This window comes from Acinetobacter sp. ANC 3882, from assembly GCF_022549545.1.
Lineage (GTDB): Bacteria > Pseudomonadota > Gammaproteobacteria > Pseudomonadales > Moraxellaceae > Acinetobacter.
Genome location: NZ_JAKZGB010000001.1, coordinates 621,339 through 648,256 on the forward strand (window position 1 = coordinate 621,339; position 26,918 = coordinate 648,256).

Consider the following 26,918-nt stretch of genomic DNA (forward strand, 5'->3'; position numbering starts at 1 on the left):
ATGGCTCAATTAACCACAGATGTTTGCATAGCAGGTCGAGGGCCTGCTGGCATCATCGCAGCAAGACAACTTGTGTTGGCTGGATTCTCCGTCATCATCATTGACAACCCAAACCATAAAATACATAAATTCGGTGAAACACTACCTAGCTCTGCAATTCGATTATTAACAAAGCTCGGTCTTCAATCTGTGATTGAAACTTTACAAAAGGATCAGAATCTTCATCAAGATTATTCACCACGTGTTAGTGGAAATATGTCCTTTTGGGGCAGCGATACTGCATTGTTTACGGATGCTCTGCAAGATCCCTATGGCTTTGGACTGCGTATAGATCGGCAAGTATTTGATGCGCTTTTAGCACAACAAGCACAAATTGATAAAATACCGCAATTCAGTACCAACATTTTAGATTTAAAAAAGATTGATAATAACTGGAATGTTCATTTGGAATGTGGCACTTCAATCTCAGCAAAATGGATAATTGATGCAACAGGTCGAAGTGCTAAAATAAGTCGTCTATTGGGTATTGAACGTCATCGAGGAATCCCCTTGGTTGCGGTGTATCGTAGTTGCACACCTGAAAAAAATATTTCATTCAATAAAACAATCATTTCTTCCGATAAAAATGGATGGCTATATGCAGGCAAAATTTCAGAATCCCACTGGGTTATTGGTTACCACACCACCCCTAAAATAGCATCTACACTGCATAATAATACGCAGAACTGGAACAGTATCCTTGGGAAAAATACAACAATCTCTGGCCTATTAGGTCACTTAGAACTAAAAAAAGATATCTACGCTCATGACATTCGCAGCACTTGGCTAAAACAAGGATTCGGCGATGGTTGGATTGCCTGTGGTGATGCATTACTGGCATTTGACCCTATTGCAGGACAAGGCTTATTTAATGCGATTTATACAGGTATGAAAGCAGCCGAAACCATTATCCAGTCTGCAAAAGATAAGCATTCACAAGCACAGTACTTAGCAGAAATAAATCGGGTGATAAAAACCTACGAAAACCGCCGATATGCTTTATACAAACAAGAGCAAAGATGGTTAAATAGCGCTTTTTGGAAAGCGCATCAAACAACCACTGACTAATATAGACCTGACAGTCACCATAAGTATGGCAATCAATTAGATAATCGTATGACACCAACCCAAATTTTTTTGATTAGAATAAGTACTTTGCTCAAAGGTTTATGCTAAGGAGCATATAAATGTTAGGTTTTATGCCATTGATGCGTTTTAGTTTATTGTGCTCAATCGCTCCAATACTCGTTGCTGTGAGTGGATGTGCTCATACTCATCAAAAAACAAATATTGTAGCCAATACACACAGAATCCCTTATCCAACCATTGATACGGGATTGGGTGAAAAGTTACAACCAAACGAAAACATTCTGGCTGAACAAATATCTGAGCAGATTGGACAAAGTATCCGCCAGCAGTACGCAGCAGGCCATGCATTGCGAGATGCACATCCTAAAGCTCATGGCTGTGTTCGGGCAGAATTCCATGTGTCAAAATCCTTGCCATCAAATTTAGCTAAGGGAATTTTTATACCTGATAAGACCTATTCAGCATGGATTCGTTTCTCCAATGCTTCAGGAGATGCCACAAAAGCTGACTATAAGAAAGATGCCGGCGGTATGGCAATAAAAATTCTAGGGGTTCCAGGCAAAAAGATCATGGAAAATGATGATCAAGCAATGACACAAGATTTTATTATGATTAATCATCCTGTATTTTTTGTGGATAACCCTCAGCGCTATTTATCTTTTATACAGGATATAAATAGTGAAAGTACGCTCAAAAAATTACAGATCCCTTTTGCTCTCGGTTTTCAGGGAACCATGAATGCTTTTAGAGCGAGCAATTCAAAAATTTCTAATCCTTTACAGGCCCGATATTGGTCAATGGTTCCCTACCAATTAGGACTAGGCAATGAACGGCAAGCTATTAAATATTCAGCAAGATCTTGTTCTCAAAATTTAACGACCATGCCAAATAAGCCAAGTCATGATTTCTTAAGAGAAGCCCTTCGCAATAGTTTAGAAAAAGATGATGCGTGTATGGAGTTTCTTATCCAACCTAGAACATCAGATAAAATGCTCGTCGAAGACTCAATGACCGAATGGAAAGAAAGCCAAGCTCCGTTTTATCAAGTCGCAACGATCTATATACCTAAACAGACCTTTGATACACCTGATCAAAATGAATTTTGTGAGAATCTTTCATTCACACCTTGGCATTCTCTACCTGAGCACAGACCTTTAGGTGCCATAAATAGATTGCGTAAAGTGATTTACGAGAATATTAGTACGATTCGACATGAAATGAATTCTGCTGAAAGAAAAGAACCTCAATGAACCATTCTATTCGTTAATCTTTCCATTACCCAGAGATAGTAACTTCATTCTGACCATCTCTTGGGAATTTACACTCGCCTGTAAATTCTTGAGCATTTCCGTGCTCATTTTCCGCACAAAACTCTAAGTAAAGATATACATCTCCAGTTTTTTTATTTATATAATAATTACCGTTGAGGCTATTATTAAAACTGACTGTATTTTTCTTCCTTACATAGGAAATCACTAAGGATTTGCACTCTTCAATTAACTTCTCTTTATTTAAGTTAATTTCTGATATCCGAATAAAAGAAGAGCTTTTACTCAAATTATTTTCATCATCCTGATTAATATTCTCAATTAAATTTTGCTCTAAACCACTTATAATATTAGAGTCTTTACTCTTATAATCTTCAAAACTTTCACATCCCAGTAAACATAGAAGCGTGGTGAAAGCTAAGATATTCTTCACTTAAATAATCTATAAAATCAAAAAGTGTAAGATAGCAAAAATAATAAGAGATGACAAAATAAAAAGCACTGATTAAAGTTATATTTTTATTATTTAGATTAACTTTTTAATGTTTTTAGCTGCATACAGACACAGGGCTCAAAACTTTATACAAGACTGTAGATGACAGATATCTGCAACCTTATCGGGGTTTAGTCCCTATTTTTCTTTGAGCAAATTTGTAAACCCTTCTCCTTTTAATACTAAATATTTAGTCTCCCCCCTCACCCCCGTTAGTTTTAAGAAAATATATTTCCCATTAAAATACTCAATAGCGAGGTCTTCTTTAATATTTAAATCTGTTTTCACCTTATTTAAATAAATTTCTTCATTTTTTATATTCCTAAAATTATTAGCCTCCTTATAAATAGATTTTAATGGAATCACAATACAATAAATAAATACAAAAAAACCTAAAATAAAATATGAAATAAAATAATGAAATTTCGGAAATTGCATATCTTCAATAAAATTAAGATAATCTGAATCTGTTATCTCATCTTGATGAATCTTATTTCTAAAACAATAAAGATACCTTAAAGAAACCAAATAAAAAAATATTGCAATTGTTATTACTATTTTACAGATAAAAGTGATTAAACTTGCAGTTAAACCCTCACTGCTAATACCTATTGCTATACCTATAAAGATTGGTGTTAATACAATTAAAGAAGCTAATGTGAAAATGAATAAATTTTTAAAATTCCAACCTAATCTTATTTTTTTTATTTTGAAATTACCACTCAAAACACTCCCGATAACTATAGATCCTGATAATATTAAAAAAAGCACTAAAAGCCCATCAGGAACTACTTGCTCGACAGCAAAAAATCTTACATATGAAAAATCCATCTCTACTAATTTAAATAATTGAAGAAACCCGCCCAATATCGCAGGTATAAAGATTAAAATTCCCCAATGCTCTACAAGTAACTCTTTATAAAGTGTAAATTTACTCTTTTTTATTGATTCAATAGTAAACATAGGTTCATGACCTCTTTATTTTTATTGATTACATGGGTTTGATATTAAAAAAGCACTTACAATTAGTACATGTAAGTGCTTGAAATATATGGTGGGCCCACCGTGACTTGAACACGGGACCAACGGATTATGAGTCCGCTGCTCTAACCAACTGAGCTATAGGCCCTAAACTTAAATCATATTTTGTATATGATTAATGCTGCCTGATCTTAGTTAAATTTAACTTAAATTACAAGCAGATGATTTTATCAAATTACTAAAAATAATGTTAAAAATCATAAACTGCGCTGATTCTATATGATCTTTACAGCTTGAGTAAAGATCATATTGCACTATTTTGATCATTAAAAAGACATCCAAATTTCTTTTTATCTGGTGTTTTCGGATATGTATTTTCCTGAAAACTCGTATTACACTGCTGCCATTCATTGCTTATGATGACGAACATGAGAAAAATTTTAGGAAAATCTATTTTTAAAGCAACAGGTTGGGAATACAAGGTTGATCCAACCATTTTAGAAAAGAAACAAGTCATTATTGGATTTGAGCATACCTCAAACTTAGATACGATCCTCTCCCTCGCTTTATTTGAAATATTAGAACTCAAAATTCATACCCTGATCAAAAAGGAATTATTCAAAGGTCCTTTAAAACCAATCTTAGAACGTTTAGGTGGCATTCCAGTCGATCGTAAAGCCAATAAAGATATTGTGACGCAAATGGTTGAACTGTTTAACCAAAATGACAGCTTTAATCTAGTGATTGCACCTGAAGCAACACGTGCAAAAGATGGTGAAGAGCGCAAACCCATCCGCACGGGTTTTTGGCATATTGCCAAAGCAGCCAATGTGCCTATCATTTTGATGTATGCCAATGCTCGTACCAAACAAGGTGGCATCTTGGGTAAAATCTACCCGACTGATCTGCAACAAGATCTGGAAAAAATCAAAGCGCTTTATGCTGAATATGATATTGATGTCAAAATTAACTAAAACATTCAGTCTATTTGATCAATTTTTGAAACTTGATCAAGATTTTAAATTTTGAATTTAGGGTACGAGAGTTTTCAACAAAACCATCGCTATGCTAATATTCCTGCACTTTTTTAAGTTTTAATTTTTTGGAGTTACTTCCATGGCGGGTCATTCTAAATGGGCCAATATTAAGCATCGTAAAGCGAAACAAGATGCGAGTCGCGGTAAAGTTTTTACTAAATACATCCGTGAAATCGTGACTGCTGCACGTTTGGGCGGTCCAGATGCAGCGAGCAACCCTCGTCTGCGTGCTGTTGTTGAAAAAGCACTTTCAGTGAATATGACACGTGACACGATTAACCGTGCAATCCAACGTGGTGCTGGCGGCGAAGATAATGATGATTTAAAAGAAATCACCTATGAAGGTTATGGTGTTGGTGGTGTTGCAGTTATCATTGAAACAATGACCGACAACTTAAACCGTACCGTTCCAGATGTACGTCACTGTTTCAGCAAAACCAACGGTAATTTGGGGACCAATGGTTCTGTTGCCTACTTGTTTACCAAGCGTGGCGAAATTTCTTTTGAAGATGTTTCTTTAGAAGACAAAATCATGGACATCGCATTAGAAGCGGGTGCTGATGATATCGAGATCGATGAAGACAGTATCTTGGTGATTACCAGCCCAGAGAGCTTTGGTGATGTTCAGGATGCACTTACAGCAGCAGGTTTAAAATCTGACAATGCTGAAGTTGTAATGAGCCCGTCGACTAAAGCTGAAATCACCGATATCGATCAAGCAAAACAAATCTTGAAAATGATTGATATGCTTGAAGATCTTGATGATGTTCAAAACGTTTATACCAACGTTGAATTCTCAGAAGAAGTATTAGCTCAACTTGATGCCTAATACTTTTTAATGATCAAAAAATGCATCTTTTTAGATGCATTTTTTTATAGCTTATTTAAAAGTTTATAGCAGTTAAAGACATTGTATTCTTTAATGACAAAGCTTGAATGCAGCGCAACTACACTATCAATCTTACCAATACGACGCAATAGAATTTCACTATAGTCATCCATATTACGCGCCACCAATTCCAAGATAAAATCAGCACTCTGCCCTGTCACTAAAAAGGCATTGGTCACTTCTGGAATATCTTCAAGTTCTTGTAGGAACTTATCAAAAGTTTCACTGTCGTGTTTGCTTAATGAAACCTGCAACAGAATATGTAAGCTAAAACCAAGTTTATTAAAATTAATTTCACGTTTGAGCTGTCCCATCACTTGGGATTCAATCAAATTTTTAATACGGCGATGCACAGAACTCACAGAAAGATTAATACGCTCTGATAGCTCATTCAGATTGACATCTTCATGGGTTAAAATTTCAAGAATCTGTTTATCAAAACGATCCAATTCCATTCTACAGTTCTCACTCTAAATTTATGTTTTTATCGGAACTGCGCACTCAGTAATTTTTAAGGGTCAAGGGAAAACATTCGTTTAACTTTTGACGATGCTGCATGGATAACGCAAACATGATTCCGATAAACTTGTGGTTTATCTCTGTCTCAAAGCCGAAACAAGACCTTTTGAGCAACTGTTCAACTGATCTCCCAATAGTTGAACAACTCGTTTCGATCCCCATCACACCCTGAAACATAAGATAACAAAGCCTTTTTATAATTATTTCCCTCTTTTCAGTTTTTTTAAAGTAAATTTGGCAATAATTTCTAATATTTTCTGCTTAAAACGAATTTTCTTTTAAAAATTAATTTTATTCCCTAATTATTTTTTGCTTTATCGATCATTTTTCTATTTTCTTTCTCATAAAAAAGCCCCGATTATTTTCAATCAGGGCTTTTACTTGCAGAATATTTTACAAACCGCGCCAATCAACTCGCGCATTCCGCTCAGTGGCGTAAATCCGCTGTACGTATTGTCCAATCGGCAGGTCGAGTAAATAGTCATAATATTCTTTCAATTCGCTATTGAATTGTTCAATATCATCACTCTCCAATTCCCACGGCGTACCTTTAATCACCAGTAAAGGCGCAAGAATAGAACAGACTGCAATATCAGCTAAACCAAGACGATCACCCACCAAATAACGACCTTGATTATCGATCAAGCGCTGATTGAGATCAGTAATCAACTCAGTCATACGTAACTTCGATTGAGCAACTTTTTCAGGGTTCAACTTGTAATTGGTTGAGACCAGACTTTTTAAAATCGGTTTTGAAATTTTTTCAAACTGACGTAAATAGCCTTGTTCACCCATCATAATTTCAAGTGGATGATCACCCACTGACAGCGCATGGGCCAAAGACCAACGGCGTACATGAACACCGAGTTCATCTGCCAGCTTGTCAATTTCTAAAGCTTGCTCACGTAATTGCTCATCACGTCTCAATAAGGCATGTTCAGGATATGTCGTATCAAGATATAAAGCGATTTGTGTTGAATCAGCAACCCAGCGCTTATCATCTTTCAGCATAGGCAATAAATATTGCCCAGACTTTAGATAGGTAAATGCGCGATGGAAACCTGGAATTAAATTATGTGCCACATAGTCCAATTCCTTATGATCTAACAACCAGCGAGCTTTTTCACAATAGTGAGACAAAGGAAATTGGTATAAAACCCGCATAGACTCTCCAAATTTATTTTTCTACTCGATCAAACATAAGGTTTTCCCTACTTTAGAAGTAAAAGCTAATGAATACAATGTCCTTTTCGCTCGATCTTTTTTAATTTTGGCGAAGTATCTTTATAAATTTTCGTGGTGAGAATATTCCTTTCTTTCATAGAAAAGGACTTTTTATACTGTTTAATAAATTAACAACCATTGCAAACCATTGTTTTATATTGCTATTTAATATTAATTTTTCTGTTATTTTTCTCATAAAAAATGCTTAGGAATTATTGTGATATACAAGACATAACTGATGGTTTAATTGAAAAGTAAAACTTTTGTAAAGTGTCTCTTATCTATTAGAGGTGCTCACATGTCCAGTAATCAATCAGTGATCCAAGCTCAAACACAACTGATTTCAAATGATCAGCAGGCCATCAATGCTGCCTATCAAGTTGCTGACTTTGCATTAGAAGATCGAAATGATCGAGATCAAAATCGTATTCTACCCACCGAACAAATCATTCATTTTAGTCAAAAAGGTTTAGGTGGAATCCGTGTACCACAACAATACGGAGGGGCTTTTGTCTCCAATAAGACCTTGGCACATGTGTTTCGTATTTTAAGTAAAGCCGATGCCAATGTCGGACAAATTCCACAAAACCAGTTTGGTCTTTTAAATTTTATCAATATCACAGGTTCAGATTCACAAAAACAGTTTATCTATACTGAAATTCTTGCAGGTAAACGCATTGCCAATGGCGGCCCAGAGAAAAACTCAAGAGACACCAAAGCCATTCAAACGACGCTAAATTTTGAACATGACAAATATTTTTTAAATGGTGAAAAGTTTTACTCGACTGGAACTAGCTTTGCAGACTGGTTAGCCATCCGTGCACTCCATCCTGAAGGTTATACCGTATTGGTAATCGTTGATCGTCATGCCAAAGGCGTGGAAGTAATTAATGACTGGAATGGCTTTGGGCAACGGACCACAGCCAGTGGTACCGTCAAATTAAACAATGTTGAAGTTGATCCTGCATTGTTTTTTGATGAACGCATCATTGCCGATACTCCCAATGTACGTGGTGCGTATTCTCAGCTCTTACAAGTCGCAATTGATGTAGGAATTTCCGAGGCAGCCTTTGATGACACATTGTCCAGCATTCGTAAAGCCAGACCGATCATTGATTCAGGTGCAGAAAAAGCCAGTGAAGAACATTACACCCTGCAAGAAGTCGGAAAGCTCAATATCCTGCTTGATGCAGCCATTTTATTACTCGATGATGCTGCCGAATATCTGGATGAGCTAGATCAACTTACTGAAATATCTGCCGAGCAAGCTGCTCGCGCCTCAATTTTAGTGGCTGAAGCAAAAATCTATGCCAATGATGCTGCCCTGCATATCTCCGAGAAACTACTGGAACTTGGTGGCAGCCGCGCCAGTCTGAGCCAGCATAATCTTGATCAACACTGGCGCAATGCCCGTGTACACACCTTACACGATCCTGTGCGTTGGAAATTCCATGCCATCGGTGACTATTACCTCAATGGTACGCACCCTGCCCGCCATGCTTGGATTTAAGGAGTAAATCATGACCTCATACCAAGAATTACAAGGTTTTGCCAAAACCAATCTTAAAACAGCCCATATCATTCAAAGCGATGCGGAAGCGCTGGATATTGCTACACAACTGAGTCAACAGTTTAAACAAGCTGCTGTAGAACGCGATGCCAATCGAAATTTGCCATTCACTGAAATCGAAACTTATAGCCAGTCTGGTTTATGGGCGATTACCGTACCTAAACAGTATGGCGGTGCAGAGGTTTCCAGCCTCACCGTTGCCAAAGTGATTGCCCTATTTAGCGGTGCAGATGGTTCGATTGGGCAAATTCCACAAAATCACTTCTATGCATTGGAAGTACTGCGAAATACAGGCACAGAAGCACAAAAGAAACGTCTCTATCAAGAAGTTTTACAAGGTGCTCGTTTTGGTAATGCACTGGCTGAATTTAAAACTCGCACTTCAGCCCATAAGCAAACCACATTGATTCCAAGTGAAAACGGCTATCTGATTCAAGGGGAAAAGTTTTATTGCACAGGCAGCCTATTCGCCCATCGTATTCCAACCTTAGTAGTGGATGAAGCGGGTAATGAGTTTCTGGCTTTTGTACAACGCGACAGCCAAGGCCTTGAGCTGATTGATGACTGGTCTGGTTTTGGTCAACGCACCACAGGCAGTGGCACAGTCAAGTTTAATCAGGTCTTCGTTGCCAAAGAGGATGTCATTCCTTTTGATACTGCATTCAAGCAGCTGTCTTTGGTCGGACCGTTTGCACAAATCATGCATGCTGCGATTGAAGTTGGGATTGCCCGTGCCGCATTTGAGGAAACACTACAACGGGTGCGTGTGGCTCGCCCTTGGATTGATGCCAATATTGAATCAGCAACTCAAGATCCATTAACCCTGTCTGAATTGGGTCGCGTGGCAACTGATGTTAAAGCCAGTGAACTATTACTCAAACAAGCAGCTCAATCAGTTGATATCGCTAAACAGGAACTCAATGCAGAGAACTTAGCCAAAGCCTCAACTGATGTCGCCAAAGTTCGTGCGCATAGTACGGAAACCGCCTTAAAAGCATCATCAAAACTCATTGAATTGGCTGGCAGCCGTGGCAGTCAACGTGCAGATGGTCTCGATCGTCATTGGCGAAATGCACGTGTACATACCTTGCACGATGCCGCACGCTGGAAATATTACTTTATTGGCAATTATGTCCTGAACGGTATCTTACCACCACGCCGAGGGACGCTGTGATGAGTCAAAATCTCCCGAAGAAAATTTTACTGAATGCTTTTGATATGAACTGTGTTGGTCATATCAATCACGGTTTATGGACGCATCCGCGTGATCAATCACATCGCTTTAATGAACTGAATTATTGGACTGACTTGGCACAAACCTTAGAACAAGGTTTGTTTGATGGTTTATTTTTAGCTGATATTACGGGCGTTTATGATGTCTACCAAAATGGTATAGATCTGACCTTAAAAGAGTCGATCCAGTTACCAAGTCATGATCCTTCTACCTTGATTTCGGCCATGGCCTTGGTAACACAGAATTTAAGCTTTGGCGTGACCGTCAATCTAAGCTATGAACAGCCCTACCAATTTGCACGCCGTTTTGCCAGTCTTGATCATTTAACCCGAGGTCGTCTCGGTTGGAATATTGTCACAGGTTATCTGGATAGTGCCGAACGCCTGATTGGACAAAAAGGCTTAAAAGATCATGATGCGCGTTATGATCAGGCCGAGGAGTTTCTACAGCTTTGCTATCAATATTGGGAAGGTTCTTGGGAAAATGGTGCCTTAAAGAAAGATAAGCAACAGCGTATTTTTACTGATCCAAACAAAGTCCACTCGATCAATCATCAAGGTCAATATTACCAAAGCCAAGGTGTGTTTCAAGTAGCGCCATCGGTACAACGCACTCCAACCTTATTTCAGGCAGGTGCTTCGCCGAAGGGACTACAGTTCGCCACGCGTCATGCAGAATGTATTTTTATTGGCGGTGATCAACCTGAGAAAATTCGTCAGCAAGTCAATAAGATACGACAGCAGGCTACACAACAAGGTCGTGATGCGCATGGCATTAAGATCTTTGTCGGGATTACCGTTGTTGTGGCTGAAACACACGAACTCGCACAGCAAAAACTGGCCGAATATCGCCAATATGCCAGCCCTGAAGCAGGTTTAGCCCATTATGCCAGCTCAGTCGGTATTGACCTTGCCAAGTTTGCTGATAATGAAGCGATTCCCTATCAAAAAAGCAACAGCATTGCTTCCGTCAATGAAAAATTTAAAGAACAGCGTATCAGTAAAAATGACCTGAAAGCCCAACATGTTCTCGGTGGACGTTATCCTCTCATCGTCGGCAGTAGTACTGAAGTTGCTGAATATCTGATTGAGCTGCTTGATCAGACAGGCATCGATGGTTTTAACCTGACCCGTACCGTTGCCCCTGAATCACATCATGATTTTATTCGATTGGTGATTCCGGAGTTACAACAACGTGGACGTTATAAAACTGAATATGCAACGGGTTCACTGCGCAACAAACTGTTTGCCCAAGGTGATCATTTAGCCGCAAGCCATCCTGCCGATCAGTTCCGATGTAGAACGCCTAACAACACAGATGATCTAAAAAGAATTGAAGAAATTAGTGCTTACACGTTTAAGAATAGAATTGGAGAAATAAATGGCTCAAACTGCCTCAAAAAAATGGTTAGGTATTGGCCTTGTCGTTGTTATCGCAATTATCGCGTTATTCATTTGGAATAAACAAAGACACAGTAACAGCAGTGAACTAGTGATTGGTATTAGCCCTTCGTTTGCACATCCCCTACAAGTCGCTGCGGATGAAGCCAAACAACAAGGTCTAAATGTGAAATTGGTGGAATTTTCTGATTGGAATACGCCGAATATTACCTTAAATCATGGTGACATTGATGCGAACTTTTTCCAGCATCAACCATTCTTGGATAATGCGATTAAGGAAACGGGGTTTAAATTAAAATCCTTTGCTGCAGGTGCGGCTTCGCATGTAGGACTGTATTCCAAAAAATATAAAAGCTTTGGTGAACTCCCAAATGGCGCAACGGTTGCCATTCCTAATGATCCCGTGAATCAAGGTCGTGCACTCCTGCTTTTACAACAAGCTAAGCTGATTGAACTGAAAGACAGCAATAATCACCTTTCTGCACTGAAAGACATTACCGCAAATCCAAAAAACCTGAAATTTACCGAAGTTGAAGGCCCTCAAACTGCACGTGCGATTGATGATGTTGATTTAGCTTTTGGCTATCCACATTACTTACGCTTGGCAAAAACGGCTGATCCTGAAAGCGCCCTATTGTTTGATGACAATACCAACAAGCGTTATGCGATTTTATTTGTGGTACGTGATAACTATCAAGATAAAGACAACAAACTTCAGAAATTTGTCGAGATTTATCAAAACTCGCCGAAAGTCAAAGCCGCATTAGACAGCGATTTCGGCCCAACACTTTGGTTCCCTGGCTGGAAGTAAGGAGAACAATAATGGTGAGTTTTGGATCACAGGTTGATTTTTCAGTTCCACATCTGAAAATACGCGGTTTAAATAAATTTTATGAAGTACAGGGCCAACGCCTACATGCCTTAAAAGACATTAACCTCGATATTCCTAAAGCGCAGATTGTCGGCATTATCGGTAAAAGTGGTGCGGGTAAATCATCACTTATTCGTACCTTAAATGGTCTGGAAGCGATTGATACAGGCAGTATTTTGATTCACCAACAAAATATTGCTGAACTGAGTCATGCTGAGCTGATCAAAACACGACAAAAAATTGGCATGATTTTTCAGCATTTTAATTTAATGTCTGCCAAAACCGTATGGGAAAATGTGGCTTTACCGCTACGTATCGCAGCTTATGACAAGGCTGAAATCGAACAACGCGTCAGTGAGGTACTGACACTAGTTGGATTAGAGGCAAAGCAAAATGATTATCCTGCTCAACTTTCTGGTGGGCAGAAACAACGTGTCGGTATCGCCCGTGCTTTGGTTTCTCAGCCTGAAATCCTGCTCTGTGATGAAGCAACGTCGGCACTCGACCCCGAGAGTACTGCCAATATCCTTGCTTTGTTAAAACAGATCAATCAAGACTTGGGTCTGACCATTGTTTTGATCACGCATGAAATGCAGGTTATCCAAGAGATTTGCGATCAAGTGGTGGTGATTGATCAAGGGGAAATTGTTGAAGCTGGGCAAGTCTGGTCAGTATTTTCAGATCCCCAACAACAAATCACGCAAGAATTACTCAATCTTGAAAAAGTGAACTTACCCTTTGAACTGAGCCAAACCCTTGACCAGCACACCACCCATCAAATTTTAAAATTGAAATACGCAAGTGAATCGAAATCGGTTCCTGATTTATACCAATTACTTGGTGGTTTTAATAGCCCAGTTCAGGTCTATCACAGTCAAGTGGACACCATTCAACAACGAACAATTGGCTCACTGGTCATTGGTATTCGTAATCTCGAATTTAACTTAAATGACGAAAAAGTTGAAAAACATCATGCAATTACACAACTTGAGGTGATCGGCTATGCACAATCAGCTCATTGATTTATTACTGACAGGGACAATCGATACTTTAGTCATGGTTGGTGTTTCAGCCATCTTTGCCTTTTTGATTGGTTTACCCATTGCCTTGATTCTCGTCAGTACTGCAGATTTTGGTATTTATCCATCCAAGAAAATTAACCAGTCATTAGGTTGGGTGATTAACATTACCCGTTCAGTCCCCTTCCTGATTTTAATGGTGGCATTAATTCCGTTTACCCGTTGGATCGTCGGCACCAGTTATGGTGTGCTAGCTGCAATTGTACCTCTAACCATCGCCGCGATTCCGTTCTTCGCCCGTATTGCAGAAGTCAGTTTACGTGAAGTCGATCAAGGCCTGATTGAAGCAGCTCAAGCGATGGGCTGTAATCGTAAACAAATTCTTTGGCATGTATTACTTCCCGAAGCCTTACCAGGGATTATTGCAGGCTTTACCGTGACCATTGTCACCATGATCAGTTCTTCTGCCATTGCCGGTGCGATTGGTGCAGGTGGACTCGGTGATATTGCCTATCGTTATGGCTATCAACGTTTTGATATGCAAGTGATGTTAGCCGTCATCTTGGTATTGATTGTCTTGGTCATGCTGGTCCAAAGTACAGGGGATAATATTGCCAAACAGCTCGATAAACGCAAAGTTTAATGTCGAATTGATAATCCGCTCTAGCCATGACTTTGTCATGGCTTTCATGTAAAATCAGCAGCAATTTTTAAATAACACATTTGTGAGTGGTTTCATGGGTTTTAATTGCGGTATTGTTGGTCTGCCAAACGTAGGTAAATCTACATTATTTAATGCATTAACAAAGGCAGCGATTGCTGCTGAAAACTTTCCATTTTGTACCATTGAACCGAATACAGGGATTGTACCTGTTCCAGATCCACGCTTAGATAAACTTACAACAATTGTTAAACCACAACGTGTTATTCCAACTACGATGGAATTCGTTGATATTGCAGGTCTCGTTGCAGGTGCATCAAAAGGTGAAGGTTTGGGTAACCAGTTCCTTGCCAATATCCGTGAAACAGATGCCATTGCACACGTGGTACGTTGCTTTGAAGATGAAAATGTCATTCACGTCAACGGTAAAATTGATCCATTAGATGATATCGCAACGATCAATACCGAACTTGCACTTGCGGACCTTGATACCGTTGCAAAAGCCTTGTTGCGTTTGACTAAAGCAGCAAAAGGCGGTGACAAAGAAGCGCTTGCAACCAAAGCGGTTTTAGAAAAAATTCAGCCTTTGCTTGACGAAGGTAAACCAGCACGTGCGGCTGATCTTTCTGATGATGAACGTAAAGCTGTTCGCGGTTTCGGTTTAATGACGCTTAAACCAACCATGTATATTGCCAACGTGGCAGAAGATGGTTTCGAAAATAATCCACACCTTGACGCAGTAAAAAAACTTGCTGCTGAAGAAAATGCCATTGTTGTTCCACTTTGCAACCAGATCGAAGCTGAGATTTCATTATTAGAAGATGAAGATCGCGCCGAATTCCTTGAAGCAATGGGTATGGAAGAACCTGGTCTGAACGTGGTGATTCGTGCAGGTTATAGCTTACTTGGCTTACAGACCTACTTCACTGCAGGTGTACAAGAAGTTCGTGCTTGGACCGTTAAAGTCGGTGCAACTGCGCCACAAGCAGCTGGTGTCATTCACACTGACTTTGAAAAAGGTTTTATCCGTGCAGAATGTGTTGCATATGATGACTTCATTCAATACAACGGTGAAAACGGTGCCAAAGAAGCAGGTAAATGGCGTTTAGAAGGTAAAACTTATGTCGTTCAAGACGGCGACGTATTGCACTTCCGTTTTAACGTTTAAATCAGTGTTCTGATAGCTAAACCGCCAATAATGCGCTTATTGGCGGTTTTTTTATTGAGTTGCTTGAACGTTTAAAAGCATTTATTGCTTAAATAAAAAAGCCAACACCGAATCGTATTGGCTTCATCTTACTGAAATAGTTAATTTAAGACACTGTTTGCGGCTTCATATCCATTTCAGCACGTTTCATTTGTGCTTCTTTTAAAATACGCTCATGTAAAGGCTTGCGGAATCCGAGCAAGAAAACAAATTCTGCCAGCACAAATAATGGCCCGATCGCCAAACCGATCAAATCGTCAACAAAGGCAGGTTTTTTCTTCTCAAAATAATGACCGATAAATTGAAATACCCACCCCACCACAAAAATACCAATACTGGCACCTAACCAACTCCACATTGGTAAAGCTGCAATTTTGACAGCGAATGGATAAACCAATACGAATAAAATCAGCATGAGAATGCCGAATAGTTTATCTAGTGAAATATAATAGAGTGTACTGAGTACGATCAGCACCAGTGCTAAGGTAATTGAAACACCTGAGATGTTCACACCAGCACGGGCTGTTAAGCATAAAATGGAAAAAACAATTAATGGAATCCCCACAAAATGGGTCATTATATTACTTCGATCTAAGTGATAAGCCGCATACTGGCTGAGCAGACGTTCCAAATTTGTCATTTCTCATTCCTCATATAATTCGTTTATGCTGTTAATCTATAAGAAATATCAATGTGAAGTTGTCATGTAGCTGACAAATGGATCTATTTTTAACAAAGGAAATGTTGTGCTAGACCCAATTTATATCAAACATTTGCAGCAAAATTCATGGTTTAGTCATCTGGCAGAACCTTTTCAGAACTTTATTATTGAACATGGCAAAAAGCATATCGTTGAAAAAAATGCTGCGGTGTTTAGTGCTCAAGATATTTTTGACGGTGTTTACGGGGTACTGGAGGGTTCAATTAGCTTGGGTTATATCGATGTGAATGGTAATGAAGCGATTGCCGCCATTGCAGAGCCGATCATGTGGTTTGGTGAAATATCCCTCATCGATCAACAACCTCGTTCGCATGATGCAATTGCATTGAAAAAGAGTGTCGTGCTGCAAATTCCTGCCCAGCCTTTACATGATTTTTTGCTACAAAATCCTTATTACTGGTACTACTTCGCCTTGCTGACCAGTCAGAAATTACGCTACGTCTTTTTAGAGCAAATTGCGATTCAAACGCAGAGCATTAGCCAACGTCTGGCACAGCGTCTATTGTTTATTTTAGAAGGTTATGGCAACCGTTCCTTTATCCAAGATTTTCACATTCAAATCTCACAAGACCAACTGGCCAATATGCTGACCGTATCAAGACAAACAGTGAATCAGGAATTGAATCTGTTCGAGAAACAGGAAGTCATTCATTTAGGATTTAAAAAAATTGAAGTGATTGATCTTGATCGGCTCAGAAAGCTGGCAACAGTGGGTCATCTCAAAGAATAAGCCTAGAGTCTTTTTATTTTAAATCGCTAAGCAATACACTTTCTGCAATATGCTTCTAAGCTTAAACATAAATTAAAAGACAAACTCTTACTATAAAATGCTACGCATGCTCTAAAATATTTCACAAAATCAATCTGCTTTATTGACTTCAATCCATCTACATTAAAGCTAAGCACTATCGCTTATCCGATGCAGATGACAATCATGAGAAAAATTGCAACGATTCTAACCGCAGGTTTATTTACCGTATTAAGCGCTAGCGCATTTGCCTGCCCAAAAGGAACCCAACTCCAAGGTGGTACAGGACCAAATCATAAAGGTGGAAAATGTGTGGCCGCTGGTGTAGTCAAAACCAAGAAAGAAACCGTCAAAGCGACAAATACTGCTAAAAAAGAAGCGATCAAAACCAAAGATACAAGCAAACATGAAGCCATGAAAGCTGCGTCTGATACCAAGAAAGTGGCCAGTACTACTGCAAGCAAAGCAAAACAGGAAGCAGCCAAGACAGTAAAAACCTCATAAGTGATTGATAACTTTAACCATAAAAAAGCGAGATTCATGATCTCGCTTTTTTATTGCTATCAAATTATTTAGGAGAGGTATTTCCTAAAGCAGGATTATCAATTGCATCCTTACACTGTGCTTTATCACGCTCATAATCAGCCTGCTTTTGAGTAGATGCATTGGCATTGTCTTTTACATCACGTGCCCATGTATCCAAGCTGGTGAGTGCTTTACGGCACAAGGCATATTTCCCTTCCGTCACTGAGTCGGTCATTTTGACATTGATACGCCAATCTGTACTGAGTTGACGTAAAGGCTTCCTGACTTGTTCTTCAATCTCAGCAACTTGCTGATCATAAACAATCGAATCAATGTCATTAATCAACTTCCATGCTGCATTGGCATAGGTTGTTGCATCATTGTTGAGTTTTGGCGCAGGTTTGATTTCTACCTTTTCTTTTGGCTCATTATTTGAGTTTCCGCAAGCAGCCAATAAAAACGCACTGCATAACAGGATTGCAGCTACAGGAGAGTTTGAATTAAACATAGCAAATCGCCGAGGAAACATTTGGCCATTATGCTAGTCAATTTGGGAATAATTCTCAATGTTTGTTACTTATTTACTCAGCAGAATACCTTTTATTCTAAGCATTTGATTTTATAGTCTTGTTCAGCATAAAGTCAGACTTGTCCATATATATAAAATTAAAACTCCGAGAAGGAAGAAATCCACAATGTCACAAATCAAGATTTATGCCTTACAACCCACGATTGAGCAGTTTAGGCATCAACTTTCTCGTGCCATACATCAAGCGCTGGTGGAAAGTTTGAACTATCCCATCGAAAAAAAATTTCAGCGTTTTATTGCACTAGCGAAAGAAGACTTTATCTATCCGAATGATCGTAGTCCGCACTATCTGATTATTGAAATTTCTATGTTTGAAGGCAGAAGCACTGAAGCAAAAAAACGCTTGATTCAAAGCATTTTTACTTATGTCCAGCAGCAATGTGGGATTTCAGCCCAAGACATTGAAATCACAATTTTTGAAACACCTAAATGTAATTGGGGGATTCGCGGACAAAATGCAGATGAATTACAATTCAATTATCAGGTCAATGTTTAAACAGACAAATACCGTCCCAAGTGCTATTTTCTGTCTAACAAAAACCATGTTTTTTGTGTCATATAAGCTTAATTCAGCAAAAAGTTCTGCTATGCTTAAACGCAAATTACTCAGGATAGGATTATTCGCATGAGCGTCACTCTTGGAACTCCACTTCAATCTTCTGCATTTAAGGTTTTACTGTTAGGTTCTGGAGAGCTAGGTAAAGAAGTTGTGATTTCTTTACAACGCTTGGGTGTCGAAGTTCATGCAGCAGATCGCTATGATCATGCACCTGCCATGCAAGTAGCTCATTATGCTTATACCCTGAATATGGCGGATCCAACTGAGTTAAAGCAACTGATTGAAAACATCAAACCAAATTTAATTGTTCCTGAAATTGAAGCAATTGCGACTGAAGTTTTAGTTGAAATTGAACAAAGCCAAACAGCAACAGTGATTCCATCGGCTAAAGCTGTCAATCTCACCATGAACCGTGAAGGGATTCGTCGTTTAGCAGCAGAAGAACTTGGCTTACCGACCTCTGCCTACCGTTTTGCCAATACCTTGGAAAGCTTCCGCGCTGCCTGTGATGACATCGGTTATCCAAACTTTGTAAAACCAGTAATGTCTTCTTCAGGCAAAGGCCAATCACGTGTAAAAAGTTTTGATGAAGTGGATGCTGCATGGGAATATGCAATGCAAGGCGGTCGTGTCAATCAAGGCACAGTGATTATTGAATCGCAGATTGATTTTGATTTTGAAATTACCCTTCTCACCGTTCGTGCCAAAAATCCAGAAACTGGCGAGATCGAAACACATTTTTGTGATCCGATTGGACACCGCCAAGATGCAGGCGACTATGTTGAAAGCTGGCAACCACAGTTGATGACACCTGCTGCTCTACAAGAATCAAAACGCATTGCCAATAAAGTCACTGTTGCTTTAGGTGGTTGTGGTATCTTCGGTGTAGAACTGTTTATCAAAGGCGATAAAGTCTGGTTTAGTGAAGTTTCTCCTCGTCCACATGACACAGGTTTGGTGACTTTGGCTTCACAATTCCAAAATGAATTTGAATTGCATGCACGTGCAATTTTAGGTTTGCCCGTGAATACAGCTCGCCATAGCGTTGCTGCAAGCGCGGTGATTTATGCGGGTGTTGATGCAAAAAATTTAAGTTTCACTGGCTTGAATCTTGCATTAGCCAACCCAAACACAGACTTACGTTTATTTGGTAAACCAGAAGGTTTTAAACGCCGCCGTATGGGCGTTGCAACTGCACGCGCAGAAACAACTGATCTTGCGCGTGAACTGGCTCAGCAGGCTGCAGACCAAGTGAGTGTACAAACCAACGCTTAAGATCACCTTTCGTTGCCATCATTATAACTTCCCCTCTTGATTTAGAGGGGCTTTGATAGAAGACTAGCTTTATGATCAAGACCTCTCCATTGCTGAACTACGTCACCAGTCTTCATGATATTCAAGCCATTAACCAATGGCGTAAGGATGTAGAACAGCAATTACAGGAGAGTTATGAAAATGGACAACCCATTCGTGAAGTGATTGGCGCACGTTCAGACTCCATTGATGAAGCGCTGATTTTTCTTTGGAATCATGCAGGCCTTGATCAAACAGAGTTGGGCTTATTTGCAGTCGGTGGTTATGGTCGCCATGAAATGCTGCCATATTCAGATACCGATATCATGATTTTATCTGAAGATGATATCAACGAAGAACAAGAAAAACTGATCTCAACTTTTATTTCTTCCTTATGGGATGTGGGTAATTTCAAACCAGGGATCAGTGTTCGGACCATTCAGAATTGTGTCGAACAAGCCATTAACGATTTAACCGTTGCGACCACGCTAATTGAAGCTCGTCTGATTACTGGCAATGAGCAGTTGGCAAAATGGCCACGCCGTATCGTGGCGCAAACATGGACGGATAAAACCTTCTATGATGCCAAAATGGTCGAGCAAGCCAAACGCTATGCACAGCATAATAATACGGAAAGCAACCTAGAGCCCGACATTAAAAATGCTCCGGGGGGTATTCGTGATATTAACCAAATTGGTTGGATTGCCAAACGCCATTTCCGTGTCAATCGTATATATGATCTGGTTCATTTGGGTTTTATCACTGAATTTGAATTAGGTGTGCTGGAAGAGGCTGAAAGCTTTTTGTGGGAAATCCGCACCCATTTACACCGTTTAGCAAAGCGTGATGAAAACCGCCTGTTGTTTGAATATCAACGTGATATTGCAGCAAAATTTGGCTATGTCCGTGAAGAAGGCCAACCAGTTAATTTTGCGGTTGAACAGTTCATGAAGCGTTACTATCGAACTGCACAACAAGTCTCAACGCTGAACGAAATGCTACTGGCCTATTTCAATGAGTCGGTGATTACACCGCGTCTGCCTGATTATGAACGTGACATTATCGAGATTAATGAGCGTTTTAAAATTGTCGATGGCAAACTTGCCGTTCAGCATCATAAAGTATTTTCTGAAGAGCCCAGCGCGATTTTAGAATTGTTCTTTCTGTTGGCAAATCGTCCAGAAATTACCGGTATTCGTGCCCGTACTTTGCGTCTACTGGTGCTTGCAGCAAAACGAATTGACCAACGTTTCCGCGATAATCCAGAACATCAAGCCTTGTTTATGTCGATTATTCGCTCACCGCACCTCTATGACACCATGGTGGCCATGAAGCGTTACGGTGTTCTTGGCAATTACATCCCTGCATTTGGACAGATTACAGGATTGATGCAATACGACTTATTCCATATTTATACCGTCGATGCACATACCCTTCTGCTCCTTCGTAATTTAAGTCGTTTTAAAGAACCTGAATTTGCGAAAGAATTCCCTGTGGTAAGTTCGGTATTCCAACGTATTGCCCGCCATGACATCGTCTATATGGCTGCAATTTTCCATGACATTGCCAAAGGTCGTGGTGGTGATCATAGTGAACTTGGGGCACTCGATGCGATTGAATTCTGTCGTACCCATGGTTTTACTGAGCGTGAATGCAAACTGGTTGCATGGCTGATTAACAATCACTTATTGATGTCGCTCACTGCACAGAAAAAAGATATTTCCGACCCAGATGAGGTCAGAGAATTTGCAGAAAAAGTCGGCGATATGGAGCATTTAGATTATCTCTATACCCTGACCGTTGCAGATATTAATGCGACTAATCCAAAACTGTGGAATACATGGCGAGCTTCGTTAATGCGCCAGCTGTATACCTATGCGCGAGACGTGATCCGTTCAGGTTTGGGTCGCCCAGTCGACTATCAAATGCTGATCGAGGACACCAAATTTGCTGCCAGTGAACTGTTGGTAAATGACTTTTCGCTTGCTGAAGTGGAGAAAGTTTGGCAAGAATTGGGCGATGAATACTTTGTCAAAGAATCGGCGAATGAAATTGCATGGCATACTCAAGCCATTCTGCAACACGGCGATAATCCTGAACCTTTGGTGTTATTGCGTGCACACCGTAATGCTGCGGATGATGCAGTTCAGATCTTTATCTATACCCGCGATCAACCAAACTTATTTGCCACAACGGTGGCCGTGTTAGACCGTATGAATCTTGATGTTCAAGATGCACGTATTATTACGGCTTCGACCTCATTCAGTCTCGATACTTACTTAGTGCTTGACCGTTTTGGTACCTTGTTGACTGATCCTGATCGCGAACGCAAAGTAAAAGACGCTTTGATTGATGCATTGAGCCATTCAGATCAATATCCGGGTATCATGCAACGCCGTATCCCACGTCATTTACGCCATTTTGATGTGCAGAATACTGTGGATATCGTTCTGAACCCGACCTTACAGCAACACATGGTCGAAATCTCGACGCTCGATCACCCAGGTCTATTGGCACGTATTGGTGGCCTATTTATGCTGCAAGGTTTAGATATTCATTCTGCACGAATTGCCACGCTGGGCGAACGTGCGGAAGATATTTTCTTTGTCACCAAGAAAAATGGTGTCTTGCTCACCGATGAAGAAGTGAAAACTTTTGCGGAAAGCTTAAAAGCCGCTTTAGATGAAGCATCGAATCAAATTTGTAATCCATCTTAAATTTTATTGTTTGGTAACTGTTTAAATGAACTCTAGCTTGTCGTTATTGCATCCCTATCCTTTTGAAAAGTTAAATCAACTTTTTAAAGATGTGCAACTTGCCAATTTACCATTGATTCCCTTATCAATTGGTGAGCCTAAACATCCAGCGCCAGAGTTTGTTAAGAAAGCAATTATTGATAACTTTGCTCATCTATCGACCTATCCAAATAGTAAAGGCCTACCTGAACTGCGCCAAAGCATTGCACAGTGGCTCACAAACCGCTTCCAGTTGAATCAGATTAGTGCAGAAGATCATATTCTGCCTGTTTCTGGTACACGTGAAGGCATCTTTTCTTTTGTTCAAGCTTTGATTAAGCGTGAAGATGCACCCTATGTAGTGATGCCAAATCCATTCTATCAAATTTATGAGGGTGCAGCCCTGCTTGCAGGTGCAAAACCTTATTTTATTAACTGTACCGAAGAAAATGGTTACTTAGGTGACTTTGATGCGGTTCCAGCGGAAGTATGGGAAAAAACAGCTTTATTATTTGTTTGTACCCCAGGCAATCCAACAGGAACAGTACTTTCAAAAGAACAGTTTAAAAAGCTGATTGCACTTTCGGATCAATATGGTTTTGTAATCGCATCGGATGAATGTTATTCGGAACTTTGGTTTGATCAAGCACCGATTGGACTTTTAGAAGTCTGTGCGGAAATGGGCCGTGACGATTATAAAAATTGTATCGTGTTCCATTCACTTTCTAAACGTTCCAACTTACCAGGCATGCGTTCTGGTTTTGTTGCGGGTGATGCAGCCCTATTGAAACCATATTTGCAATACCGCACTTATCACGGTGCTGCGATGCCAGTACAAAATCAACTGGCTTCTATTGCAGCATGGAATGATGAAGCACACGTTGAAGAAAACCGTCAGCAATATCGTGCCAAGTTTGATTTATTCCAGTCTGAACTCGGTCACTTATTACCGTTACAAAAACCAGATGCTGGCTTCTATTATTGGTTAAAAGTAGATAATGATGAGACTTTTGCCAAAATGTTGATGGAAAAGGCGCATATCAAGGTTTTACCAGGCCGTTATCTATCTCGTGATACAGAACAAGGGAATCCAGGTGAAGGTCATGTGCGCATGGCTCTTGTTGCGGATTTAGCGCAGTGTGAAGAAGTGGTCAAACGATTGAAAGCAGTTTTATAAATAAAAAGCCCCGAATATTCGGGGCTTTTTTAAATCAATACATTAGAAATCAAAACTTGCACTGAGCATAAAGGTACGCGGCAAGCCTGCAACGACATAACCGTTATTCGTATTTGCTGTGCTATTAATATTGTCAGATAGACCAACAGAAGACCAATAATCTTTATTGAAGACATTATTCACTTTAAAGTTGAAAGTGGTTGGTGTTTGTCCAAGCTGGGTTTTATAGTTTGCACCGATATCCAGCGTAGTCCAGTCATTCACTTTTAACTTATTATCCAAGCTTGCGTAAGTTGAACCTGTATAAGTCAGCTGTGCATTTAATGAAATGTCTTGTGGAATTGGTAAGGCCCATTCAGTACCTAAATTGGCTTGGAACTTCGGCACACCAACTTCATTATTGTCATCATATAATGCTGAACCTGTATTTTTTTGCTTGGCATGTAGCCAAGATACCCCACCCAATACTTTAATAGAATCGGTCAACTTACCATAGGTATTCAACTCGACACCGCGATGTACGTATTCACCTGCATCACTAAATACGCCATCCTGTAAAACACCGCGCTGCTTATTGATATCAAATAAACTGACACTGGCGCCTAGACGATCATTTTCGAATTTAGCACCAATTTCTTTTTGCTTGGCAACAAAAGGTTTGAGAGTCGTGGTTGCATTCGCAGTGGTATTACTTAAACCTTTCGCAAGCGATTCGATATAGTTTGCATACAGCGAAAATTCTGGCGTCAGTTTATAAGTCACACCTAAAGCAGGCGTCCATTTCGCTTCATTATATGCCGGATTAATTTTACTACCATCCGTTTGATAATTATAAGTTTCCTGCATGATCTTTTGATAGCGTGCACCAAGCATGACAATCAACTTATCATCGAATGCAGAAATATTATCTCCAATCGCGATACTTCTTAAACGAGTTCGCGTTCCAAGCTTAGGATCATTGACACGCTCAGGATTACCAATTGTTAATTCCGATGCATTGGTATAATTGGGTTTAAGAATATTAGTTGTATTACTACCACTCATAGCCCAGCCATTGCGAGTATTTTGCTGGAATGCGGAACCTGATAGTACCAGATTATGTTGGATTGAACCTGTCGCTAATTTACCTCGAATCCCAATTTCGCCTGTATTCACCATATCGACTCGACCATTGTCAAAACGAGAATACTTCGCGTCTCCATTGGATATATTGGTTACAGTTGGATTCGCAAGGCTATTTTGCTCTTCACCATGACGAAAACCATATGCTGCATAAGCGGTTACAGCATCAGTTAAATCATATTCTGCACGGTAACTACCAAACACGTCCTCTTCATTAGAATAGGTCCATTTTTGAGCGTAATTACGACTCGCCTTTATTGCAGCAGGCACTTCAGTCAAACCTGCAAGAGAAATATTAGGCCGTGTTGCATCTAAACGGTTATTGCTGTATCCCATATCCCCAGACAAACGCAAACGATCGCCACGGTAATCCAGACCGATTGAAGCTAAACCTAATGAGTTTTTCTCATCGTCTACACTGGTATTGCCACCATGATAGGCTGTATTTACACGCACACCAAACTCTTGGTTTTCACCAAAGCGACGCGAGATATCACTAGCAACTTGACCACCGTTAAAATCCGTTCCAACGGTCACACGATTCAATGGTTCATTACTGGCACGTTTTGGTAACAGGTTAATTGCGCCACCAATTCCACCATTTCCTGGCATTGCGCCATTTAAGAAAGATGAAGCACCTTTAAGTACTTCGACACGTTCAAATAACTCTGTTGGAATATATTGACGTGGCAAGATCGAATACAAACCATTATAAGCCGTATCATCCGAGCCTAAATTAAAACCTCGAATATAATAAGATTCCTGAAAATTTCCAAAACCACGACCAACACGGACACTTGGATCAGCCTTTAATACATCCCCTACACTTTTGGCTTGTTTGGACTGAATATAGTCATTGGTATAGCTGGTCAGGTTAAAAGGTGTATCCAGATTTTTTTGATTGCCAAAGATCCCGACACGACCACCGCTAGCAACTTGTCCGCCAGCAAAAGCGTCCATTAGACCATCAGCCGAGGCATCTGCACTTGCAGTAATCCGAATAGTATTCAAGGTCACTGCTGCTTCAGCCTTTTGGCTATCTTGCGTTTCATCTGCAAAAACAGCGGTTGTCCCCATCGACGCACATGCCATCATCAGCACTAATGGTTTAAGTTGTCTACCCATAATCTTTACCAGCCGACTTCAAAAAACCGCATAATAAATGAGAATTGATACGTTTTACACTATTTTTTAGCTATATGTGCCATTCGATAATTTAATGATTTTCCAGACTCAAACGGCATTAAAATTAACAGACTGAATTCAATCAATATAAAGTCTAATGCCGGATATTCAGTTCAAAACAACATGTTGATTCAAATTTGCCCAACAAATAAGATCACCGCAATGCCCATCATCAGTCCACCAGAAATACGACTGACCACTTGTACTGCAAAAGGTCGGGTTCTCAGTATTTTCTTTGCTGCCATACCGACCAATACATACACTACAGCACAACTCAGCAAATGAATCAGTCCTAATGAAATAATCTGTGCTGTCGGAGAAAATGCCATTTGCGGATGAATAAATGGTGGTAATAAAGCAAAAAACAGCAGCAATACTTTTGGGTTTAAACCACTGATGCCTACTCCTTTAATCAACCATGAACGTGCTGAATCTAAAGATTGCGTTTCCTTGTGATCACTCGAAATTGTCGCTGGATGTATAAATAGATTGATTCCCATCCATAACAAATAACAGGCCCCTAAAATCGTCATGCCAGTCAACAAGATCGGATAATGCTGCACCAACGCCCCTACACCTGCTGCCACACATAAAATTGCCATTAAATGCCCAAGCACCAAGCCAGTAACTGCATTTAAAATAAACTTACCTTTGATGCCCGCAAGGATAGCGTAAGCCCAGTCTGCACCTGGTGTAAGTACAAATAAAATTGAAACACACCAAAAAGCAAAAATCACACTAAGTTCCATAAGCGAAGCCCTTC

24 protein-coding genes, 1 tRNA gene and 1 pseudogene are annotated in these 26,918 nt (G+C 39.8%); 17 read left to right on the forward strand and 9 right to left on the reverse strand.

The annotated features are described in order from the left end of the window. Complete coding sequence (locus tag MMO42_RS03145) at nt 1–1,107, forward strand: FAD-dependent monooxygenase (protein ID WP_241319290.1); 1,107 nt, start codon at nt 1–3, stop codon at nt 1,105–1,107. 119 nt (nt 1,108–1,226) lie between these two features. Further along, a complete protein-coding gene (locus MMO42_RS03150) occupies nt 1,227–2,378 on the forward strand; it encodes a catalase family protein (RefSeq protein ID WP_241319292.1) in 1,152 nt (383 codons plus the stop codon). 25 nt (nt 2,379–2,403) lie between these two features. Here the strand turns inward: MMO42_RS03150 and MMO42_RS03155 are convergent, their stop codons facing one another. From MMO42_RS03155 to MMO42_RS03165, 3 genes are all read right to left on the reverse strand, one after another. Then, nucleotides 2,404–2,829, reverse strand: coding sequence for a hypothetical protein (locus MMO42_RS03155; RefSeq protein ID WP_241319294.1), 426 nt, complete (start codon nt 2,827–2,829; stop codon nt 2,404–2,406). Nucleotides 2,830–3,027: 198 nt separating this feature from the next. Further along, the gene (locus tag MMO42_RS03160; protein ID WP_241319296.1) at nt 3,028–3,852 is read right to left on the reverse strand and encodes a hypothetical protein; all 825 of its coding nucleotides are present in this window, start codon (nt 3,850–3,852) and stop codon (nt 3,028–3,030) included. Between the two features lie 89 nt (nt 3,853–3,941). Continuing rightward, nucleotides 3,942–4,018 (reverse strand) — tRNA-Ile (locus MMO42_RS03165). A 268-nt stretch (nt 4,019–4,286) separates the two neighbouring features. Between MMO42_RS03165 and MMO42_RS03170 the strand changes: the two genes are divergently transcribed. Together MMO42_RS03170 and MMO42_RS03175 are read left to right on the forward strand one after the other, a co-directional pair. Continuing rightward, complete coding sequence (locus tag MMO42_RS03170) at nt 4,287–4,844, forward strand: 1-acyl-sn-glycerol-3-phosphate acyltransferase (RefSeq protein WP_005293309.1); 558 nt, start codon at nt 4,287–4,289, stop codon at nt 4,842–4,844. A 142-nt stretch (nt 4,845–4,986) separates the two neighbouring features. Continuing rightward, a complete protein-coding gene (locus MMO42_RS03175; protein WP_005293306.1) occupies nt 4,987–5,736 on the forward strand; it encodes a YebC/PmpR family DNA-binding transcriptional regulator in 750 nt (249 codons plus the stop codon). A 44-nt stretch (nt 5,737–5,780) separates the two neighbouring features. Here MMO42_RS03175 and MMO42_RS03180 read toward each other — a convergent pair whose 3' ends face one another. Beyond that, a complete protein-coding gene (locus tag MMO42_RS03180; protein ID WP_004771770.1) occupies nt 5,781–6,251 on the reverse strand; it encodes an Lrp/AsnC family transcriptional regulator in 471 nt (156 codons plus the stop codon). 457 nt (nt 6,252–6,708) lie between these two features. After that, the gene (locus MMO42_RS03185; protein WP_241319298.1) at nt 6,709–7,479 is read right to left on the reverse strand and encodes a glutathione S-transferase family protein; all 771 of its coding nucleotides are present in this window, start codon (nt 7,477–7,479) and stop codon (nt 6,709–6,711) included. 358 nt (nt 7,480–7,837) lie between these two features. On the opposite strand from MMO42_RS03185, the gene MMO42_RS03190 reads away from it, so the two are divergent. The 7 genes and pseudogenes from MMO42_RS03190 (at nt 7,838) to ychF (ending at nt 15,462) form a co-directional block, all read left to right on the forward strand. After that, nucleotides 7,838–9,049 (forward strand): SfnB family sulfur acquisition oxidoreductase, encoded by a 1,212-nt coding sequence (locus MMO42_RS03190; protein ID WP_241319300.1) that lies wholly within the window; start codon nt 7,838–7,840, stop codon nt 9,047–9,049. 10 nt (nt 9,050–9,059) lie between these two features. Continuing rightward, a complete protein-coding gene (locus MMO42_RS03195; RefSeq protein WP_241319302.1) occupies nt 9,060–10,283 on the forward strand; it encodes an SfnB family sulfur acquisition oxidoreductase in 1,224 nt (407 codons plus the stop codon). Next, nucleotides 10,283–11,692 (forward strand): annotated as a pseudogene (locus MMO42_RS03200) (LLM class flavin-dependent oxidoreductase); the annotation flags it as partial. The gene MMO42_RS03195 and the pseudogene MMO42_RS03200, both read left to right, overlap by 1 nt. Before the next feature lie 31 nt (nt 11,693–11,723). Continuing rightward, nucleotides 11,724–12,554, forward strand: coding sequence for a MetQ/NlpA family ABC transporter substrate-binding protein (locus MMO42_RS03205; RefSeq protein ID WP_241319303.1), 831 nt, complete (start codon nt 11,724–11,726; stop codon nt 12,552–12,554). Nucleotides 12,555–12,565: 11 nt separating this feature from the next. Next, entirely contained in the window at nt 12,566–13,636 is a 1,071-nt protein-coding gene (locus tag MMO42_RS03210) for an ATP-binding cassette domain-containing protein (RefSeq protein ID WP_241319304.1), read from the forward strand. Next, nucleotides 13,617–14,276 carry a methionine ABC transporter permease gene (locus MMO42_RS03215; RefSeq protein WP_005152295.1) on the forward strand — a complete coding sequence of 220 codons (660 nt, stop codon included), beginning with the start codon at nt 13,617–13,619 and terminating at the stop codon, nt 14,274–14,276. Before MMO42_RS03210 ends, MMO42_RS03215 begins: the two co-directional genes overlap by 20 nt. Nucleotides 14,277–14,370: 94 nt before the next feature. Then, nucleotides 14,371–15,462, forward strand: coding sequence for a redox-regulated ATPase YchF (gene ychF / locus MMO42_RS03220; protein WP_005152292.1), 1,092 nt, complete (start codon nt 14,371–14,373; stop codon nt 15,460–15,462). Between the two features lie 145 nt (nt 15,463–15,607). Here ychF and MMO42_RS03225 read toward each other — a convergent pair whose 3' ends face one another. Beyond that, nucleotides 15,608–16,141: an Mpo1-like protein gene (locus tag MMO42_RS03225; protein WP_241319305.1), complete on the reverse strand. Its 534-nt coding sequence runs from the start codon at nt 16,139–16,141 to the stop codon at nt 15,608–15,610. 106 nt (nt 16,142–16,247) lie between these two features. Between MMO42_RS03225 and MMO42_RS03230 the strand changes: the two genes are divergently transcribed. Together MMO42_RS03230 and MMO42_RS03235 are read left to right on the forward strand one after the other, a co-directional pair. Further along, nucleotides 16,248–16,952 (forward strand): Crp/Fnr family transcriptional regulator, encoded by a 705-nt coding sequence (locus tag MMO42_RS03230; protein WP_241319306.1) that lies wholly within the window; start codon nt 16,248–16,250, stop codon nt 16,950–16,952. Between the two features lie 204 nt (nt 16,953–17,156). Then, nucleotides 17,157–17,474 carry a hypothetical protein gene (locus MMO42_RS03235; protein WP_241319307.1) on the forward strand — a complete coding sequence of 106 codons (318 nt, stop codon included), beginning with the start codon at nt 17,157–17,159 and terminating at the stop codon, nt 17,472–17,474. A 64-nt stretch (nt 17,475–17,538) separates the two neighbouring features. On the opposite strand, the gene MMO42_RS03240 is transcribed toward MMO42_RS03235, so the two are convergent. Next, complete coding sequence (locus MMO42_RS03240; protein WP_005293284.1) at nt 17,539–18,003, reverse strand: hypothetical protein; 465 nt, start codon at nt 18,001–18,003, stop codon at nt 17,539–17,541. 187 nt (nt 18,004–18,190) lie between these two features. Here MMO42_RS03240 and MMO42_RS03245 point away from each other — a divergent pair, with 187 nt between their 5' ends. The 4 genes from MMO42_RS03245 (at nt 18,191) to dapC (ending at nt 23,848) form a co-directional block, all read left to right on the forward strand. After that, a complete protein-coding gene (locus MMO42_RS03245; RefSeq protein WP_241319308.1) occupies nt 18,191–18,580 on the forward strand; it encodes a tautomerase family protein in 390 nt (129 codons plus the stop codon). A 120-nt stretch (nt 18,581–18,700) separates the two neighbouring features. Then, on the forward strand, nt 18,701–19,918 hold the full coding sequence (purT, locus tag MMO42_RS03250; protein ID WP_241319583.1) for a formate-dependent phosphoribosylglycinamide formyltransferase: 1,218 nt from the start codon (nt 18,701–18,703) through the stop codon (nt 19,916–19,918). A gap of 71 nt (nt 19,919–19,989) precedes the next feature. Beyond that, on the forward strand, nt 19,990–22,653 hold the full coding sequence (gene glnD, locus MMO42_RS03255) for a [protein-PII] uridylyltransferase (RefSeq protein WP_241319309.1): 2,664 nt from the start codon (nt 19,990–19,992) through the stop codon (nt 22,651–22,653). A 25-nt stretch (nt 22,654–22,678) separates the two neighbouring features. After that, the gene (gene dapC, locus MMO42_RS03260; protein WP_241319310.1) at nt 22,679–23,848 is read left to right on the forward strand and encodes a succinyldiaminopimelate transaminase; all 1,170 of its coding nucleotides are present in this window, start codon (nt 22,679–22,681) and stop codon (nt 23,846–23,848) included. A gap of 42 nt (nt 23,849–23,890) precedes the next feature. On the opposite strand, the gene MMO42_RS03265 is transcribed toward dapC, so the two are convergent. Both MMO42_RS03265 and MMO42_RS03270 read right to left on the reverse strand, forming a co-directional pair. Beyond that, entirely contained in the window at nt 23,891–26,095 is a 2,205-nt protein-coding gene (locus tag MMO42_RS03265; protein ID WP_241319311.1) for a TonB-dependent receptor, read from the reverse strand. 191 nt (nt 26,096–26,286) lie between these two features. Next, a complete protein-coding gene (locus MMO42_RS03270) occupies nt 26,287–26,904 on the reverse strand; it encodes a LysE family translocator (RefSeq protein ID WP_241319312.1) in 618 nt (205 codons plus the stop codon). Between the last annotated feature and the right edge of the window lie 14 nt (nt 26,905–26,918).